This is a genomic window from Streptomyces sp. NPDC048270, assembly GCF_040652335.1.
Lineage (GTDB): Bacteria > Actinomycetota > Actinomycetes > Streptomycetales > Streptomycetaceae > Streptomyces.
In genome coordinates this window covers 1-15,306 of sequence record NZ_JBEZLV010000007.1, presented here as the reverse complement: position 1 = coordinate 15,306, position 15,306 = coordinate 1, and the positions used below count along the sequence as shown (strand labels likewise).

The 15,306-nt window shown below is 73.9% G+C and carries 13 protein-coding genes and 1 pseudogene; 8 read left to right on the top strand and 6 right to left on the bottom strand.

What is annotated here, in order from left to right; genetic code table 11:
- Nucleotides 1–10 precede the first annotated feature (10 nt).
- Both AB0D66_RS09015 and AB0D66_RS09010 read right to left on the bottom strand, forming a co-directional pair.
- Nucleotides 11–544, bottom strand: a complete 534-nt coding sequence (locus AB0D66_RS09015) for a DUF1990 domain-containing protein (protein ID WP_362298919.1) — start codon at nt 542–544, stop codon at nt 11–13.
- The gene (locus tag AB0D66_RS09010) at nt 541–1,443 is read right to left on the bottom strand and encodes a YndJ family protein (RefSeq protein ID WP_362298916.1); all 903 of its coding nucleotides are present in this window, start codon (nt 1,441–1,443) and stop codon (nt 541–543) included. The genes AB0D66_RS09015 and AB0D66_RS09010 overlap by 4 nt, the downstream gene beginning before the upstream one ends.
- 220 nt (nt 1,444–1,663) lie before the next feature.
- Between AB0D66_RS09010 and AB0D66_RS09005 the strand changes: the two genes are divergently transcribed.
- The 4 genes from AB0D66_RS09005 to AB0D66_RS08990 are packed head-to-tail and all read left to right on the top strand — an operon-like array spanning nt 1,664 to nt 6,230.
- Complete coding sequence (locus AB0D66_RS09005) at nt 1,664–2,857, top strand: DUF6777 domain-containing protein (RefSeq protein ID WP_362298913.1); 1,194 nt, start codon at nt 1,664–1,666, stop codon at nt 2,855–2,857.
- 7 nt (nt 2,858–2,864) lie between these two features.
- A complete protein-coding gene (locus AB0D66_RS09000) occupies nt 2,865–4,928 on the top strand; it encodes a SpoIIE family protein phosphatase (RefSeq protein ID WP_362298910.1) in 2,064 nt (687 codons plus the stop codon).
- A gap of 13 nt (nt 4,929–4,941) precedes the next feature.
- Complete coding sequence (locus tag AB0D66_RS08995) at nt 4,942–5,802, top strand: DNA-formamidopyrimidine glycosylase family protein (RefSeq protein ID WP_362298908.1); 861 nt, start codon at nt 4,942–4,944, stop codon at nt 5,800–5,802.
- 26 nt (nt 5,803–5,828) lie between these two features.
- The gene (locus tag AB0D66_RS08990; RefSeq protein ID WP_362298905.1) at nt 5,829–6,230 is read left to right on the top strand and encodes a hypothetical protein; all 402 of its coding nucleotides are present in this window, start codon (nt 5,829–5,831) and stop codon (nt 6,228–6,230) included.
- A gap of 14 nt (nt 6,231–6,244) precedes the next feature.
- Here AB0D66_RS08990 and AB0D66_RS08985 read toward each other — a convergent pair whose 3' ends face one another.
- Complete coding sequence (locus tag AB0D66_RS08985) at nt 6,245–6,745, bottom strand: hypothetical protein (RefSeq protein WP_355416818.1); 501 nt, start codon at nt 6,743–6,745, stop codon at nt 6,245–6,247.
- Between the two features lie 189 nt (nt 6,746–6,934).
- On the bottom strand, nt 6,935–7,474 hold the full coding sequence (locus tag AB0D66_RS08980; RefSeq protein WP_362298901.1) for a sigma-70 family RNA polymerase sigma factor: 540 nt from the start codon (nt 7,472–7,474) through the stop codon (nt 6,935–6,937).
- Nucleotides 7,475–7,776: 302 nt separating this feature from the next.
- Here AB0D66_RS08980 and AB0D66_RS08975 point away from each other — a divergent pair, with 302 nt between their 5' ends.
- Nucleotides 7,777–8,967, top strand: coding sequence for a CapA family protein (locus AB0D66_RS08975; protein ID WP_362298899.1), 1,191 nt, complete (start codon nt 7,777–7,779; stop codon nt 8,965–8,967).
- Between the two features lie 61 nt (nt 8,968–9,028).
- Here AB0D66_RS08975 and AB0D66_RS08970 read toward each other — a convergent pair.
- Nucleotides 9,029–9,253 (bottom strand): annotated as a pseudogene (locus AB0D66_RS08970) (universal stress protein); the annotation flags it as partial.
- 60 nt (nt 9,254–9,313) lie between these two features.
- On the opposite strand from AB0D66_RS08970, the gene lysX reads away from it, so the two are divergent.
- Complete coding sequence (lysX, locus tag AB0D66_RS08965) at nt 9,314–12,616, top strand: bifunctional lysylphosphatidylglycerol synthetase/lysine--tRNA ligase LysX (protein ID WP_362298896.1); 3,303 nt, start codon at nt 9,314–9,316, stop codon at nt 12,614–12,616.
- A 70-nt stretch (nt 12,617–12,686) separates the two neighbouring features.
- Nucleotides 12,687–13,571 carry a polysaccharide deacetylase family protein gene (locus AB0D66_RS08960; RefSeq protein WP_362298893.1) on the top strand — a complete coding sequence of 295 codons (885 nt, stop codon included), beginning with the start codon at nt 12,687–12,689 and terminating at the stop codon, nt 13,569–13,571.
- 33 nt (nt 13,572–13,604) lie between these two features.
- Here the strand turns inward: AB0D66_RS08960 and AB0D66_RS08955 are convergent, their stop codons facing one another.
- Nucleotides 13,605–14,267, bottom strand: coding sequence for a class F sortase (locus tag AB0D66_RS08955; RefSeq protein WP_362298890.1), 663 nt, complete (start codon nt 14,265–14,267; stop codon nt 13,605–13,607).
- Between the two features lie 375 nt (nt 14,268–14,642).
- Here AB0D66_RS08955 and AB0D66_RS08950 point away from each other — a divergent pair, with 375 nt between their 5' ends.
- Nucleotides 14,643–15,143: a hypothetical protein gene (locus AB0D66_RS08950; protein ID WP_362298887.1), complete on the top strand. Its 501-nt coding sequence runs from the start codon at nt 14,643–14,645 to the stop codon at nt 15,141–15,143.
- The last annotated feature ends 163 nt before the right edge of the window (nt 15,144–15,306 follow it).

Sequence of the window (15,306 nt, the reverse complement as noted above, 5' to 3'; positions counted from 1 at the left end):
ATCGGCCCGGTCAGGCGGCGGCGGCCAGCCTGCGCACGTGGCGGCCGAGCCAGCGGGCGTAGCTCCGCTGCAGGACGGGGACCACCGGGCCCGCGAGCCGGGTGTACCAGCAGGCCGGGCGACTGGAGGCGGTCACGGTGAACCACACCGTGCCGTCGGCGTCCATGTCCACGACGAAGGACTCCTCCCCGCTCTCGGGGTGGCCGGCCAGCGTCCCGTAGGCGAAGCCCACCCGGGCGGGCTCGTACGCCGTCCAGATCACCTCGCACGGGGCGCTGATCCGCAGCGGTCCGAGCCCGATCCCGACCACCACGCGGCTGCCGGGGCGGACGGCTCCGGCGTCCGCCCGCACCAGCATTCCGGAGGTCCGGTGGGCCTGGAAGGTGGTCACCGCGACGCCGGCGGCCTCGAAGGCGGCCCGCCCGCGCCCGACCCGGGTGCGGTGGTGCAGGTGGTGGTAGCCGGCGGGCAGCGGGCGGCGGGCCGTCGCACCCCGGTCGGGGTAGCTGAGGGCGTCCCGGCCGGCGCTGATGAGGCGGGTCATGGCGTGGTCTCCTGTCGGGCGGTCTGCGGGTGGTCTGCGGCCCGCGGGTGCTCGGCGGTGCGCGAGCGGCCCGCGGTGGGCGGGTGGTCCGCGGTCAGCCGGCGCCAGGCCAGCACCGAGCAGAGGGCGAATCCGAGGGCGTTCCCGAGGCCGTGGGTCGCGGCCATCCAGGTCAGGGTGGGGTGCGGGATCCCGGTGGCCTCGCCGGCCGCCCACCACAGGGCGAGCAGCATGGTGGCCCCCAGGACCGCTGCCGAGACGGCGAGCAGGGCGCGGGTGGTCCGGTCGCGCCCGGCGGGGCGGATCTCCCGCCAGGTCGTCAGGGCCACCGCCCACATCCCGCCGGTCAGGACCACCGCGCCGGCCAGCTCGGCCCAGTCGTCGACGAAGTAGCCGAGGAGGACGAGCAGGGTGCCGGCCGGGACGCTGTACGCGGCCCAGCGGGCGCCCGGCCCCGGCGCCGCGGCCCGGCACACCAGCCCGGCCACCAGGGCGGCCGTGAATCCGGCGAAGTGGAAGTGCGGCACGGTCAGCGCCAGGATGTCGAGGTCGAAGCCGAAGAGCCGGTGGCCGGCCCGCTCGGCGACCAGGGCGGTCCCGGCGACGGCCGGCGAGGCCAGCGCGGTCGCCACGGCGACCTCGGCGGGGCCGGGCGTCCCGCCCCGCAGGAGGGCGGCCGGGGCGCGGGCGGCGAGGGCCAGGCAGGCCGCCGCGTAGAGTGCGGCCAGGGCGGTGGCGGCCCCGCCCCGCGGCAGCCACAGGCTCACCGCCCCGAGGGCGGCGGGCAGCGACCACAGGCGGGCGGTCCGGCGGAGCCCGGCCGGGTCGATCAGGCGCAGGCCGGCCGGAACCACGTAGAGCATGCCCAAGATGACGATCACGTTCACCAGTACCGTCACGACGGACTCCCTCCGAATGCGTTGAACGTGTTCAACTCGCAAGGGCGACTCTACGGGGTTCGTTGAACATGTTCAAGAAGTGCTCCGGTTGCGGCTCCCGCGCGCATGGGGCAGACAAGAGGGAGCAACCGGGGCGAAAAGGGAGATCAACGTGCACGCACCGACACCTCCGACACCTCGTCAGGCGCCGCGTCGTCATGCACCGGCCGGCGCCGCTCTGTTGGCCGCCCTCGGCCTGTTCGCCGCGGGCTGCGGCGGCTCCGAGGAGAAGCGCGGGACCGCGGGAGCCGAGAGCAAGGACCTCTACCTCCAGCCCGTGGCCTCCGCGGGCCCCGCCCCCTTCACCGCCTCCTCGGCCACCGCCGAGTCCGCCCCCGTGCAGCCCCCGCTGCCCAACCCGACCGGACAGGGCATCCGCACGGTCAACGCGGCGACTCCCGGGCTCTACGGCGGCACCCAGCGGCTCGGCAGCTGCGACGTGGAACAGCAGGTCCGCTACCTGACCGAGGACGCCGCCAAGGCCCGCGCCTTCGCCGAGGCCTCCGACATCGAACAGGCGAAGATCCCCGACTTCCTTCGCGGCCTCACCCCCGTCGTGCTCCGCGCCGACACCCGGGTCACCAGCCACGGCTTCCGCGACGGCGCCGCCGACAGCTTCCAGTCCGTGCTCCAGGCCGGCACCGCCGTCCTCGTCGACGAGCACGGCATGCCCCGGGTCCGCTGCGCCTGCGGCAATCCGCTCCTGTCGCCCCGCGCCCCCAAGGGCTCCCCGGTGCACAAGGGCGACCCGTGGAACGGCTACCAGCCCAATCAGGTGGTCGTCATCGAGCCCACCCCCCACGTGATCAACAACCTGGTCATCGTCAACATCGCCGACAACACCTGGATCGAGCGCAAGCGGGGCGACGACGGGGCCCAGGACCGGACCCCGCAGGTGATGCCCCCGTTCGACCCGGCCGACGGCATCCCCGAGGGGCCCGTCACCCCGCCCGGCACCACACCCGCCGACCCCTGTCCGAGCCCCGCCCGCAACAGCCTCGCCCGCACCGCCCCGCCGGCGCCCCGCGACGGCAGGCCGGGCGTTCCGGGCCCCGCGGCCACCGACTGCCCGCCGGATGCGCCGAGCACCCCCTCCACGCCGTCCGCTCCGGGCGACGGGCCGCGGCAGAACCCGGGCCTGCCGCCGTCGGACCCGGCCGCACCGCAGGACCCGCCGTCCGACCTGCCGCCCGAGGACCCGAACGACCTGCCGTCGGACGTCCCCTCCGACGGGACGGAGGACCTGGGCGATCCCTACGACCCCTTCGGCCCCGCTGATCCCGTCGAGCCGTCCGACCCCTCCGACCCCTATGCCGTCCCGGACGGGGAGCAGGTGTCGCCCTCCGACCCCGGCTACTCGCTGGAGAGCGCCTGACCGGCCCATGTGTCATGGTGGACCGGTGCCGAGCTCCGTATCGCTGCCGGACGACTGGCCCGCGCACCCGGACCGGTCGCTGGCACTGAACCGCATGGGCAGTTTCGACTGGGACCTGGTCACCGGCCTCATGCACCTGGACGCGGCGGCACTGGACGTGTTCGACACGGCCCCCCACGAGTACGACGGCCGGCCCGAATCCCTGTCGCCGCGGGTGCCGGCCGTCGAGGCCACCCGGCTGGACGCACTCGTCTCCAGCGCCCTCAAGAGCAGCGAGGACAGCTACGGTGCCTACTTCCGCATCCGCTGCCACGACGGCAGGCTGCGCTGGACGCACACGCAGGGCCGCGTCATGCGCGGCCCCGACGGGCGCCCCTACCGGATCATCGGCATAGTCCGGGACGCCACCGACGAGCTCAGCCACTCGGCGGAGCGCCTCGGCCTCGACGAGGCGCGGCGCCGCCAGACCTCGGTGGTCGAGAGCACCACGGCCGCCCTCGCCCACGCCCGGACCGTCCAGGACGTCATCGACGCGCTCGGCGACGCCCACGGCCTGGAACGGCTCGGCTCGATGGGCATGGTGATGGGCCTGGTCGAGGCCGGGCGGATCCACCTCGTCGCCGAAGGGCCGCAGGGCAGCTTCGTGCCGGGGACGCGCTACACCCGCGTGGACGAGCACTACCCGATGAGTGAGGTCGTCCGCTCGCTCCAGCCGCGGTTCCTGGACTCGGCGCAGGAGTTCGCCACGGACTACCCCGCCCTCTGGGCGAAGATCGAGTACATGCGGATCTCGGCGGCCGCCTACCTGCCGCTCATCGCCCAGGCCCGCCCGATCGGCGCGATCGGCCTGCTCTACCAGGACAAGGACGGCTTCAGCCAGGACGAGCGGAACCTGCTCGTCGCCCTGGGCAGCAGCATCGCGCAGAGCCTTCAGCGGGCCATGCTGCTGGAGCAGGAGCACGACCTGGCCGAGGGCCTCCAGCAGGCCATGCTGCCGCGCCGGATCCCCTCGGTGCCGGGCGCGGAGATCGCCGTCCGGTACCGCTCCGCCCGGATGGGCCAGGACATCGGCGGCGACTGGTACGACGTCATCCCGCTGCCCGGCGGGCGGGTCGGCGCCGTCATCGGGGACGTCCAGGGCCACGACACGCACGCGGCGGCGGTCATGGGCCAGCTGCGGATCGTGCTGCGCGCGTACGCCGCCGAGGGCCACTCGCCGGGCACCGTGATGGCGCGGGCCTCGGTCTTCCTGCACGAACTGGACACCGACCGCTTCGCGACGTGCACGTACGTGGAGGCCGACCTGTCGACAGGAGTGCTCCAGCTGGTCCGCGCGGGCCACATCGACCCGCTGCTGCGCACGCGGGGCGGGGACTGCCGCAGGCTCCCGGTGGGGGGCGGGATGCCGCTGGGCCTCTCGGCGGAGTTCGGCCACCTGGAGTATCCGGTGACCACGGTGGAGCTGGACCCTGGGGAAACGATTCTGCTGTGCACGGACGGCCTGGTGGAGCAGCCCGGCGCCGACCTGGACGACGGGATCGAGCTGCTCACCTCCCTGGTCCGCAGCGGCCCCGCGGACCTGTCGCTGCTCGCCGACCGGCTGTGCGGGGTCGTCGAGGAGCGTGGCGGGGACGACGACATGGCGCTGCTCCTGCTGCGCCGCCAGGTGGCGGACAGCCCGCAGGGCGGCGGCCGGCTCCAGCAGCACGTGGCGCCGGCCGACCCGGAGGCCCTGGTGGCGGCGCGCCACATGATCGGGGCGGCGGTCCGGGCGTGGGGTGCGCGGGAGCGGTCCGACGAGATCGAGCTCGTCGCGGACGAGCTGATCGTGAACGCCCTGATGCACACGGACGGCCCGGCGATCGTGACCCTGCGGGTGCTGAGCGGCCCCGAACGGCGCCTGCGGGTGGAGGTGGAGGACCGCTCCAGCGCCCTGCCGAGGCGGCGCGAGGCCGGGGAGTCCGGGGTGTCGGGGCGCGGGCTGATGCTGGTGGACCGGCTGGCGGACGTGTGGGGCGTGGAGTCGCGGGGCAGCGGCAAGTGCGTGTGGTGCGAGTTCGTGGTGGGCTGAGGAGGCTGGGACCATGCCGGAGCTGCCCGAGGTCGAGGCCCTGCGGGAGTACCTCGACGAGCACCTCACGGGGCGGGTGGTGGAGCGCGTCCACCCGCTCGCGGTGAGCGTGCTCAAGACGTACGACCCCCCGCTGACCGCCCTCGAAGGGCAGACGGCGGGCGCCACCGCCCGGTACGGCAAGTTCCTGGCCCTGCGCATCGGCGAGCTCCACCTCGTCACCCACCTGGCCCGGGCCGGCTGGCTGCGCTGGCAGGACGCCCTGCCCGCGCAGCCGCCCCGCCCCGGCAAGGGGCCGCTCGCGCTGCGCGTGGCCCTGACCGACGGCAGCGGTTTCGACCTCACCGAGGCCGGCACCCAAAAGCGCCTCGCGGTCTACGTCGTACGGGATCCGAGCGAGGTGCCCGGCATCGCCCGCCTCGGCCCCGATCCCCTCGACCCGGCCTTCGACCGGGACGCCTTCGCCGCGCTGCTGGCGGGGGAGCGCCGCCAGATCAAGGGCGTGCTGCGCGACCAGGGCGTCATCGCCGGGATCGGCAACGCCTACAGCGACGAGATCCTGCACCGCGCCAAGGTCTCGCCCTTCAAGCTGGCCGCCTCCTTCGACGAGGAGCAGACCACCCGGCTGTACACGGCCGTCGAGGACACCCTGCGCGAGGCCGTCGGCCGGGCGCACGGGGTGGCCGCCGGGAAGCTCAAGGCCGAGAAGAAGAGCGGGCTGCGGGTGCACGGCCGGGCCGGGGAGCCGTGCCCCGTGTGCGGGGACACCGTCCGCTCCGTCTCCTTCGCCGACTCCTCCCTCGAGTACTGCCCCACCTGCCAGACCGGCGGGAAGCCGCTCGCGGACCGGCGGCTCTCGCGCCTCCTCAAATAGCGGGGCCCTGCGTAGACTCCGGCCCCATGCCCGAGGACCAGCACCAGCCGCCGCGGCGCGAGATCGTCACCGGGGTGCCGCGCGGCACCCGCCGCCGGCCGCCCGCGCACACCCCGGCCCGCTCGGAGATCTCCGAGCAGACCACCCTGGGCGCCACCTACGTACGGGCCCTCATGCGCAGCCAGCTCCGCGCGGGGATGCGCGCGCTGGCCGGACTCGCGCTGGCGGTCGGGACGCTGCCGCTGGTGCTGCTGCTCCCGCGGGCGGCGTCCGGGCCGCTGGTGTGGCTGGCGCTGGGCCTGCTGGTGTATCCGGTGATGTGGCTGATCGCCCGCTGGTACGTCCTGCGCGCCGAGCGCAACGAGGCGGACTTCACCGGCCTGGTGACGGACCCGGCCGAGGCCCCGGGGCCCCGCCGTCCGGCCTAGTGCTCGGTGGCTTCTCAGAACAGGTGCATCGCCAAGTGGCCCAGCGGCAGGCCGAGCTGCCAGGCCGGGGTCCACACCCGCGCGTTCTCGTCCAGTCCCGGCGGGGTGTCGGCGTGGCCGTGCCGCCCCGGGTCGAGATTGGTGGCGAACAGCTCCGTGTGGTCGAGCCAGCGCCAGGCCGCCCGGGCCAGTTCCAGGTCCGGTTCCTCGGCGCGGCCGCGCTCCCGGGCCTCCTCGCCCAGCGCGAGGAACCGGGTGTGCACCCAGTCGCGCCAGGGGTGGCCGTACGCCGTCAGCGAGAGCCACTCGTCGAGCTGGGAGACCACCCGGATCCCGGACAGCTCCCCGGCCGCGTCCGAGAGGTAGATCGTCAGCGCGAGCGTGTCCCGCCCGGCCCGGAACTCCAGGGTGCTGACCGGGATCAGCCGGCCGGTGCGCAGCAGTTCGTCTGCGATGTACTCGGCGTAGAGCCAAGCCATGGGCACCGCGAGCCCGCCGTCACTGGTGCCGTTCATACCCTCGGGCTGCACCGTTCCACCTTCTCCCGCGCGTTCAGCGTCCCGCCGTCAGCCCTGAGCCTTCACCGAGCGGCTCACCGGGCGGGGGATGTTTACTCAACTTGCACGCATCGATGCCTCAATCCATGCGATTCCTGTCCGGTTAGCGCGCATTCGAGGCGGTACTCGCTCTCTTCGCGGCCAGGCTCAGGCGCCGAGCCCGTACCCGTACCCCTGGAGGTCCTTGCGCAGGGCGCGCAGGGCGTAGTGCGTACGGGATTTGACGGTCCCGGCCGGGATGCCGAGCTCTGCGGCGGCCTCGGCCACCGAGCGGTCCTGGAAGTACACCTGCATCAGCACCGCGCGGTGCTCGGGGCCCAGGGAGCCGACGGCCCGCCGGACGTCGATCGCCGTGACCGACCCGGCCACCGCGTCCACGGGAGCGGGCGCGTGCTCCAGGCCCTCGGGGTCCACCTCCTGCGGCCGTGACAGGCGGGCGCGCCGCGCGTCGATCGCGAGCCGCCGGGCCACCGTGAACAGCCAGGGCCGCATGGACTCGTGCTCGGTCGAGAGGACCTCCGGGTGCTGCCAGACCCGTACCAGGGTCTCCTGCACGAGGTCCTCCGCGCGCTGGGCGTCCCCGGCGGTGAGGCCGACCAGGAATCCGAACAGGGCCCGCCCGTGGTCGCGCTGGAGTTCGGCCAGCGTCTCGGGGTCGGTGCGCCGAAGGGCGGGGGAGAGCGGCACGAGGGGCTCCTTCCGGGGGGTGCGGGGGCCGTGGGGGAGGCCGACGCCTTCACCCTGACCTGCACGGAGGCCCGACGGGAACCGTCCGGTCCGGCCGGTGCGCCCAAGCACCCCGGTCATCCGGTGGGCGGCCGGGCCGGGCGGTGAACGGTCGAACGGCGCGGCGAACGGCAGGGCGGGCCGGAACGCGGCCGATCGGGTGGGCGCGTGCCGGGCGGACGGATCCGTTCCTTGACTATCGGCGTCTTGTTCTGTGGATTACGAGAGATCAGATAGTCGTACTAATGAGAGCCGGGCCCGAGATGACCAAGCGCACCCGACAGGCCGCCGCCCTCCTCTCGGCCCTCCTGCTGTCGGCCGCCGTCGGCTGCTCGGCCGCGGGGGAACCGGCGACGGCACGCCTCGGAGAGTCCGGCGGACCCGCGTCCAGCGCCGCCGGGGCCCCGGCGGCCAAGGGCTTCACGCTGGTCGCGAGCGGCGACGTGCTGCCGCACACCTCGGTCATCCAGCGGGCGGCGAACGACGCGGGCGGCGACGGGCACGACTTCCGGCCGATGTTCTCCGGCGTCAAGCCCGTGGTCTCCGGCGCCGACCTGGCCCTCTGCCACATGGAGACCATCTACGGGGAGGAGGGCGGCCCCTTCTCCGGCTACCCGGCCTTCGTCTCCCCGCCGAGCGTCGCCGACGCCCTCAAGGAGACCGGCTACGACGGCTGCTCCACGGCCTCCAACCACACCCTGGACGACGGGGCCGACGGCCTGCGCCGCACCCTGGACCGCTTCGACAAGGTCGGCCTGAAGCACGCCGGGTCGGCCCGTACGGCGGCGGAGGCGGCCGCGGTGACCACGTACACGGCCGGCTCCGCCAAGGTCGCGCACCTCGCGTACACCTACGACACCAACGGGTACCCGATGCCGCAGGGACAGCCGTGGGCGGTCAACCTGATGGAACAGGAGAAGATCGTCGCGGACGCGCGGGCGGCCCGGAAGGCGGGCGCCGACGTGGTCCTGGTCAGCCTCCACTGGGGCACGGAGTGGCAGACCGCCCCCGACGAGAACCAGCTCTCGCTCGGCAAGGCGCTGACTGCCTCGCAGACGGGCGGCCGCCCCGACATCGACATGATCCTCGGCACGCACGCGCACATCCCGCAGGCCTACGAGAAGGTCAACGGGACGTGGATCGTCTACGGCATGGGGGACCAGGTCGCGGGCGAGATGTTCAACTACTCCGGCGCGCGGGACATGCGCGGCAACTACGGCTCGATCGGCCGCTTCACCTTCGCCCCGCCGGCCGCCCCGGGACAGCGCTGGCAGGTCGCCAAGGCCGAGTTCGTCCCGCAGATGATGGACCTCTCCATCGGCCGGGTCGTCAACCTGCCCGCGGCCCTCGCCGAGAACCCCGGCGACGGCGAGTACGAGACGGCCCGGGACGCCATCACCGAGGCCGTGCTCAGCCGCGGCGCGGCCAAGGACGGCCTGACGATGGCGAAGTAGCCGCGCCTCGGCCCCCGCCTCGCTTCCGGGCGCCCCGCCTCCGGGGCGTCTCGGCGCCGCCTCGCGCGATCTCCCCGGTGGTGTCGGCCACCGGCGCGCCCGGTGCGGCGCCGGCCGGCATCACCGGCTGGACGTACACCAGCGCCCGCAGCGCGTTCTGCCGCCGGGCCGGCCCCGCCGCGTAGGCCGCCGCCCGCAGCGAGGACTCCGATCCGTCAACCCCGGCGAGGATCACCTGCGGACCGTCCGGGCCCCGCTCGAATCCAGTGTTCACGTGCTCCGTCACCCTCCCGAGGCCAGTCGGCTCGCCGCGCGGACCGCCGCCGCCCTCCCTACAGTGCGAACCATGAGTGCCACCGTGGAGCAGACGCGCGGAACCCGGAACCGCTTCCTGAACCGGGTACCCGACGGATTCGGCGCGTTCTTCGGAGCGCTCGGTCTGCTGTGTGCCCTGCTGGCGCTCTCCCCGACGCTGCGGCGCCTGCTGAGACACGTCGTCCGCTTCCTCGACCTGTTCGTGGTGCCGGTCAGCGCCAACCTCGCCTACGCCGTCTTCCTCTTCCTGCTCGCCGCGGCACTCGGCACCCGCAAGAAGGTCGCCTGGTGGATCGTCGTCACCTATCTGGCCCTGCTGATCCTCGACGACGTCATCGACATCGCCATCGGCGACTACTGGATCGGCTTCACCTCCCTGGCGCTGGCCGTCGCCGCCATGGGACTGCTGATCGCCGCCCGGAACGAGTTCTACGCCGCCTCCCGGCCCGGCGCCCTGTGGCGCGCCCTGATGGTGCTCGGCCTCGGCCTGCTCGCGGCCGTGCTCGCCGGCTGGGGCCTCGTCGCCCTCTTCCCCGGCACCCTGCCCAGGGGCCAGTGGCTGGACTGGGCAGCCAAGCAGGTCTTCGGCGGCCTCTTCTCCGCCCGCCAGTTCGACGGCCGACCGCCCCGCCCGCTGTACTTCCTGCTCGGCCTGTTCGGCGCCCTCGCCCTGCTGAACGCCGCCGCGACGCTCTTCCGCTCCCAGCGCCTGACCGCCGCCCTGCACGGGGACGAGGAGCCGCGCATCCGCGCCCTGCTCGGCGCCTACGGACGGGGCGACTCCCTCGGCTACTTCGCCACCCGGCGCGACAAGGCCGTCGTCTTCGCCCCCAACGGCATGGCCGCCGTCACCTACCGCGTCGAAGCCGGCGTCTGCCTCGCCAGCGGCGACCCGGTGGGCGATCCCGCCGCCTGGACCCCCGCCATCGACGCCTGGCTGGCGGTGGCCCGCCGCTACGGCTGGCAGCCCGCCGTCATGGGCGCCTCCGAGGACGGCGCCACCGCCTACGCCCGCTCCGGACTCAGCGCCCTGCAGCTCGGCGACGAGGCCATCCTGCACGTCGCGCACTTCGACCTCGACGGCCGCGACATGCGCGTCACCCGCCAGGCCGTCAACCGCGTCCAGCGCACCGGCGCCACCACCCTCATCCGGCGCCACTCCGCCCTCTCCGAGGACGAGATGCAGATGATCGTGGACCGGGCCGACCGGTGGCGCGACACCGAGACCGAGCGCGGCTTCTCCATGGCCCTGGACCGGCTCGGCGACGCCGCCGACGGAGACTGCCTGCTCGTCGAGGCCTTCGACGCCGAAGGGGAGCTGATCGCCCTGCTGTCCTTCGTCCCGTGGGGCAGGGACGGCATCTCCCTCGACCTGATGCGCCGCGACCGCACCGCCCCCAACGGGGTCATGGAGTTCATGGTCGCCCAGCTCTGCGCCGCCGCCCCGGGCCTCGGCGTGCGCCGGATCTCCCTCAACTTCGCCGTCTTCCGCTCCGCCTTCGAGGAGGGCGGCCGGATCGGCGCCGGCCCCGTCCTGAAGCTGTGGCGCAAGCTGCTGCTCTTCTTCTCGCGCTGGTGGCAGCTGGAGGCCCTCTACCGCTCGAACGTCAAGTACGGCCCCGAGTGGTACCCGCGGTTCCTCTGCTACCAGGACGCCGGCTCGCTCGCCCGGGTCAGCCTCGCCTCCGGCATCGCCGAGGGCTTCGTCTCGGTGCCGAGCCTGCGCACCCTGTGGGGCAACGGACACCCCAAGGGCCTCACCGCCCCCGCCACCACCGAGGGGCTGCCCTCCCTCGCCTCCCTGAACCTGGAGGCCGTGGGGGAGGAGGCCGCGGCCGCGCGGGCCGAGCGCCTCCCCGACCAGGTGCGCGTGCGCCACGAGAAGATGGAGCGCATCCGGGCCTCCGGTACCGACCCCTACCCCGTCGGCATCCGCCAGCGCACCCACACCGTGGCCGAGCTGCGCAGCACCCTCCCCGAACGCCCGCCCGGCACCCGGTCGGGGGACGAGGCCACCCTCGCCGGACGCGTGATGGTCGTACGCGACCTCGGCGGCGTGGTCTTCGCCGTCCTGCGCGACTGGTCCGGGGACATGCAGCTGATGCTCACCCGCGACGAGGCGGGGGCCGCGGTACTGGACTCCTTCACCTCGCAGGTCGACTTCGGCGACCACGTGGTCGCGAGCGGCGAGGTCGGCACCAGCAGGAGCGGCGAACCCTCCCTCGTCGTCCGCTCCTGGCAGCTGACCGGCAAGTGCCTGCGCCCCCTGCCCGACAAGCGCAAGGGCCTCGCCGACCCGGAGGCCCGCGTCCGGCGCCGCTACCTCGACCTCGTCGCGAGCCCCGAGGCGCGCGACGTCGTACGGGCCCGCTCCAGCGCGGTGCAGGCCCTGCGCCAGGGGCTGCTGGAGCGCGGCTACCTCGAGGTCGAGACCCCGATGCTCCAGCAGATCCACGGCGGCGCCAACGCCCGCCCCTTCCGCACCCACATCAACGCCTACGACCTGGACCTGTACCTGCGCATCGCGCCCGAGCTGTACCTCAAACGGCTGTGCGTCGGCGGCATGGAGAAGGTCTTCGAGATGGGCCGCACCTTCCGCAACGAGGGCGTCTCCTACAAGCACAACCCCGAGTTCACGATGCTGGAGGCCTACCAGGCCTTCGCCGACTACGACGTGATGCTCGACCTCACCCGCGAGCTGATCCAGGGCGCCGCCACCGCCGCCTTCGGCTCACCCGTCGCCCACAAGGCGGGACCGGACGGGAAGCTCGTCGTCCACGACATCTCCGGGCCCTGGCCGGTCAAGACGATGTACGGGGCGATCAGCGAGGCTCTCGGCGAGGAGGTCGACGCCGACACCGAGGAGCACGTCCTGCGCAGGCTGTGCGACCGGGCATCCGTCCCGCACGCCCCCGAGGACACCCGCGGCGACGTGGTCCTGGAGATGTACGAGCGGCTGGTGGAGGAGCGGACCAAGCTGCCCACCTTCTACAAGGACTTCCCGACCGACGTCTCCCCGCTCACCCGCCAGCACCGCAAGGACCCGCGGCTCGCGGAGCGCTGGGACCTGGTGGCCTTCGGCACCGAACTGGGCACCGCCTACTCGGAGCTGACCGACCCCGTCGAGCAGCGCCGCCGCCTCACCGCCCAGTCCCTGCTGGCGGCGGGCGGAGACCCGGAGGCGATGGAGCTCGACAACGACTTCCTGGACGCCCTCGAGTACGCGATGCCGCCGACCGGCGGGCTCGGCATCGGCGTGGACCGCCTCGTCATGTTCCTCACGGGCCTGACGATCCGCGAGACGCTCCCGTTCCCCCTGGTGAGGCGCGGCTGATCGGGTGAGGGGAGCGGGGCGCGTCCGCGCCTCTCGACATCAGCGGCAAGGTCGTTGATACGTAGTAATAATGAAAAATGACGAGCCGACAGTAGGGCGACGCGTGCTCCTGCGCACCGCCGTCTTCCTCGGAGTCGCGGCCGCCGCCGGGCTGATCGACGCGGGCGGCGAGGGCGGCACGCCCCGGGCCGGATCCGGCCCCGCCCCCGCGGGCGGGCCGGGCGCCCGGCCCGCGGCGGGACCCCCCGGGATGCTCCCCGACGGCAGACTCGAGAAGTCCTACCGCCTGCGGCCGATGACCGCCGAGGCCCCCGCCCGGCCGCCCCTCGCCAAGCCGGCCGTCCGCACCCGCCCGATCCTCGAACTGCCCGCCGGCGCGGCCTCGGGGAACGCGATGGTGCTCACCTTCGACGACGGGCCCGACCCCCGCTACACCCCCGGGATCCTCGACACCCTCGCCCGCTACGGGGTGCGCGCCGTGTTCTTCGTCTGCGGGGAGATGGCCACCGAGAACCGCGACCTGCTGCGCCGGATGGCCGACGAGGGCCATGTCATCGGCAACCACACCTGGACCCACCCGCTCATCCCCCGGCTCAGCCGGCCCGCCCTCGTCTCCGAGATCGGCCGCACCAGCGAGGTCGTGCAGCAGACCGTGGGCGAGGCGCCCGTGTGGTTCCGCGCGCCGTTCGGGGCGTGGAACCGCGCCGCCTTCGAGATCGGGGCCGAACTCGGCATGGAACCGCTCGCCTGGACCGTGGACACCCTGGACTGGAAGGAGCCCGGGACCACCACGATCATCTCCCGGGTCCTGGAGGGCGCCGGGCCCGGCGTGATCGTGCTGTCGCACGACGCGGGCGGCGACCGGTCGCAGAGCGTCCGCGCGATCGGCTCCTACCTTCCCCAACTGCTGGCCCGCGGCTACCGGATGACCCTGCCCGCGCTGCCGCCCCGCTGACGTCCCGACCGGCGGGGCGGCGTCCGGCTCCGCTCAGCGGGTCTCCACCATCCGGGCGAAGACCACCACGTTGCCCTCGTAGCCCCGGGACTTCGAGTAGCCCCCGCCGCACGTGATCACCCGGAGTTCCGCGTGCCCGGTGTCCCCGTACACCCGGGCTCCGGGGAAGGCGTCCTTGGAGAACACCTCCACGCCGTACACCTCGAACACCGCCGTGCGGCCGTCGTACCGCTCCACCTCGACGTGGTTGCCCGGCTTGACCGAGCCCAGGCCGTAGAAGACCGCCGGGCCCTGCGCGTTGTCCACGTGCCCCACGATCACCGCCGAGCCCCGCTGGCCCGGCGAGATGCCGTTGAGGTACCAGCCGGCCAGGTTGCGGTCCTGCGGCGGCGGGGCGTCGATCCAGCCCTCCGCGTCCAGCCCGACCGTCATCACCGGCGCGTCCACGTTGATCGTGGGGATCCGGATGCGCTGCACCGACGAGTGCTCCAGTACCTCCAGGTCCGCCGGCGCCTGCGGAGGGTTCGCCGGCAACTGGTCGGCCGTCACCGCGACGGCCGAGGCCGCGGTGGGCTGGGGCGGCCCGTCGTCGATGTCCACGCCGTTGCGCACCATCGCGAGGCCGCTGAGCATGACCAGGGCGAGTACGCCCCACGGTGAGAACTTGCGTGACTGCCCGGTCTCGTCCTCGCCCATCGTTCTCCCTTCCCGACGCGGGGGTCCCGACCCGCGATCCTGTCCCACCCCTGTACGCCCTACTCCACGCACGCTAAGGCCGCCCCGGCGGGACGGCGAGAGGGGAGGGGCGAACGGGTGGCCGCGGCCGGGAGGGGGCCGGTAGGGGGCCGGAAGGGGTGCGCCCATACAGGTAATCGTCACATAAATGCCTGACGGGTCGTGACCTGCGGATCCGTCAGTTCCGGCGCCGCTGCTTCGGCGTGTCGCTCAACCGGGCGGCCCAAAGGCGGAAATGCGGAGGTTGCGGACCGCCCCGAGGGTTCGAGATGGGAGGCGTTCTCGTCGATCATCCGGGGCCGACGCTCCGGGGCGCTTCCCGCTGGAGGTTCCACCATGCGTGTCTTGCGCGCTCTCACCGTGACGGCGGCAACCTGCGCCGCGATCGGCCTCAGCACTCCGCTCGCCTCCGCGAACCCACCGCTCGGCGGGGGCGGCGGACCGAGCAACGTCTCGGTCAACCCGTTCGCCGTGCACCAGGGCTCCACGATGCAGGTGAGCGCGTCGGGCTGCGGGCACGGCGGCACCGTCACCTCGCACGGCAATTTTCCGCCGGCCAACCTGTCCGCGGGGTCCATCGGCTTCGCCACCGTCCGGATCTTCAACCACGCCTCGCCCGGCAACCACACGCTGTCGGTCAAGTGCAACGACAACAGCCTGGTCGCCACGGCCCGCTTCAGGATCCTCGAGGGCCGTCCCTCGCAGGGCGGCATCGGCGGGTCCCTCGGCCCGTCCACCGCCGAGACCGCCATCGGCGCGAGCCTCGTCGGCGCGGCGGCCCTCGGCGCCGGTGCGCACGTGCTGCGCCGTCGCCGCCCGCTCCGCGGCCGGGTCTGACCGGCCGACCTCCCCGGTCAGTCCCTCCGGGGGTGTCTTCCGGTAACGCACCCCCACCGCCGGGGGGGGGGGGGGGGGCGGCCAGGCCGGCCGCCGGCCGCCCGGGCGCCCCCGGGGACCGGGCGGCGTCCAGCGGGGCGGGGGGGGGGGGGGGCGCGGCGGG

Excerpts from the sequence above, each read along its gene's own strand:
- AB0D66_RS08985 (WP_355416818.1), bottom strand. The coding sequence starts at position 6,745 with ATGAACGGCACCAGTGACGGCGGGCTCGCGGTGCCCATGGCTTGGCTC.
- AB0D66_RS08950 (WP_362298887.1), top strand. The coding sequence starts at position 14,643 with ATGCGTGTCTTGCGCGCTCTCACCGTGACGGCGGCAACCTGCGCCGCG.
- AB0D66_RS09000 (WP_362298910.1), top strand. The coding sequence starts at position 2,865 with ATGTGTCATGGTGGACCGGTGCCGAGCTCCGTATCGCTGCCGGACGAC.
- AB0D66_RS08955 (WP_362298890.1), bottom strand. The coding sequence starts at position 14,267 with ATGGGCGAGGACGAGACCGGGCAGTCACGCAAGTTCTCACCGTGGGGC.
- AB0D66_RS08960 (WP_362298893.1), top strand. The coding sequence starts at position 12,687 with ATGAAAAATGACGAGCCGACAGTAGGGCGACGCGTGCTCCTGCGCACC.
- AB0D66_RS08995 (WP_362298908.1), top strand. The coding sequence starts at position 4,942 with ATGCCGGAGCTGCCCGAGGTCGAGGCCCTGCGGGAGTACCTCGACGAG.
- AB0D66_RS08990 (WP_362298905.1), top strand. The coding sequence starts at position 5,829 with ATGCCCGAGGACCAGCACCAGCCGCCGCGGCGCGAGATCGTCACCGGG.
- AB0D66_RS08975 (WP_362298899.1), top strand. The coding sequence starts at position 7,777 with ATGACCAAGCGCACCCGACAGGCCGCCGCCCTCCTCTCGGCCCTCCTG.
- AB0D66_RS09015 (WP_362298919.1), bottom strand. The coding sequence starts at position 544 with ATGACCCGCCTCATCAGCGCCGGCCGGGACGCCCTCAGCTACCCCGAC.
- lysX (WP_362298896.1), top strand. The coding sequence starts at position 9,314 with ATGAGTGCCACCGTGGAGCAGACGCGCGGAACCCGGAACCGCTTCCTG.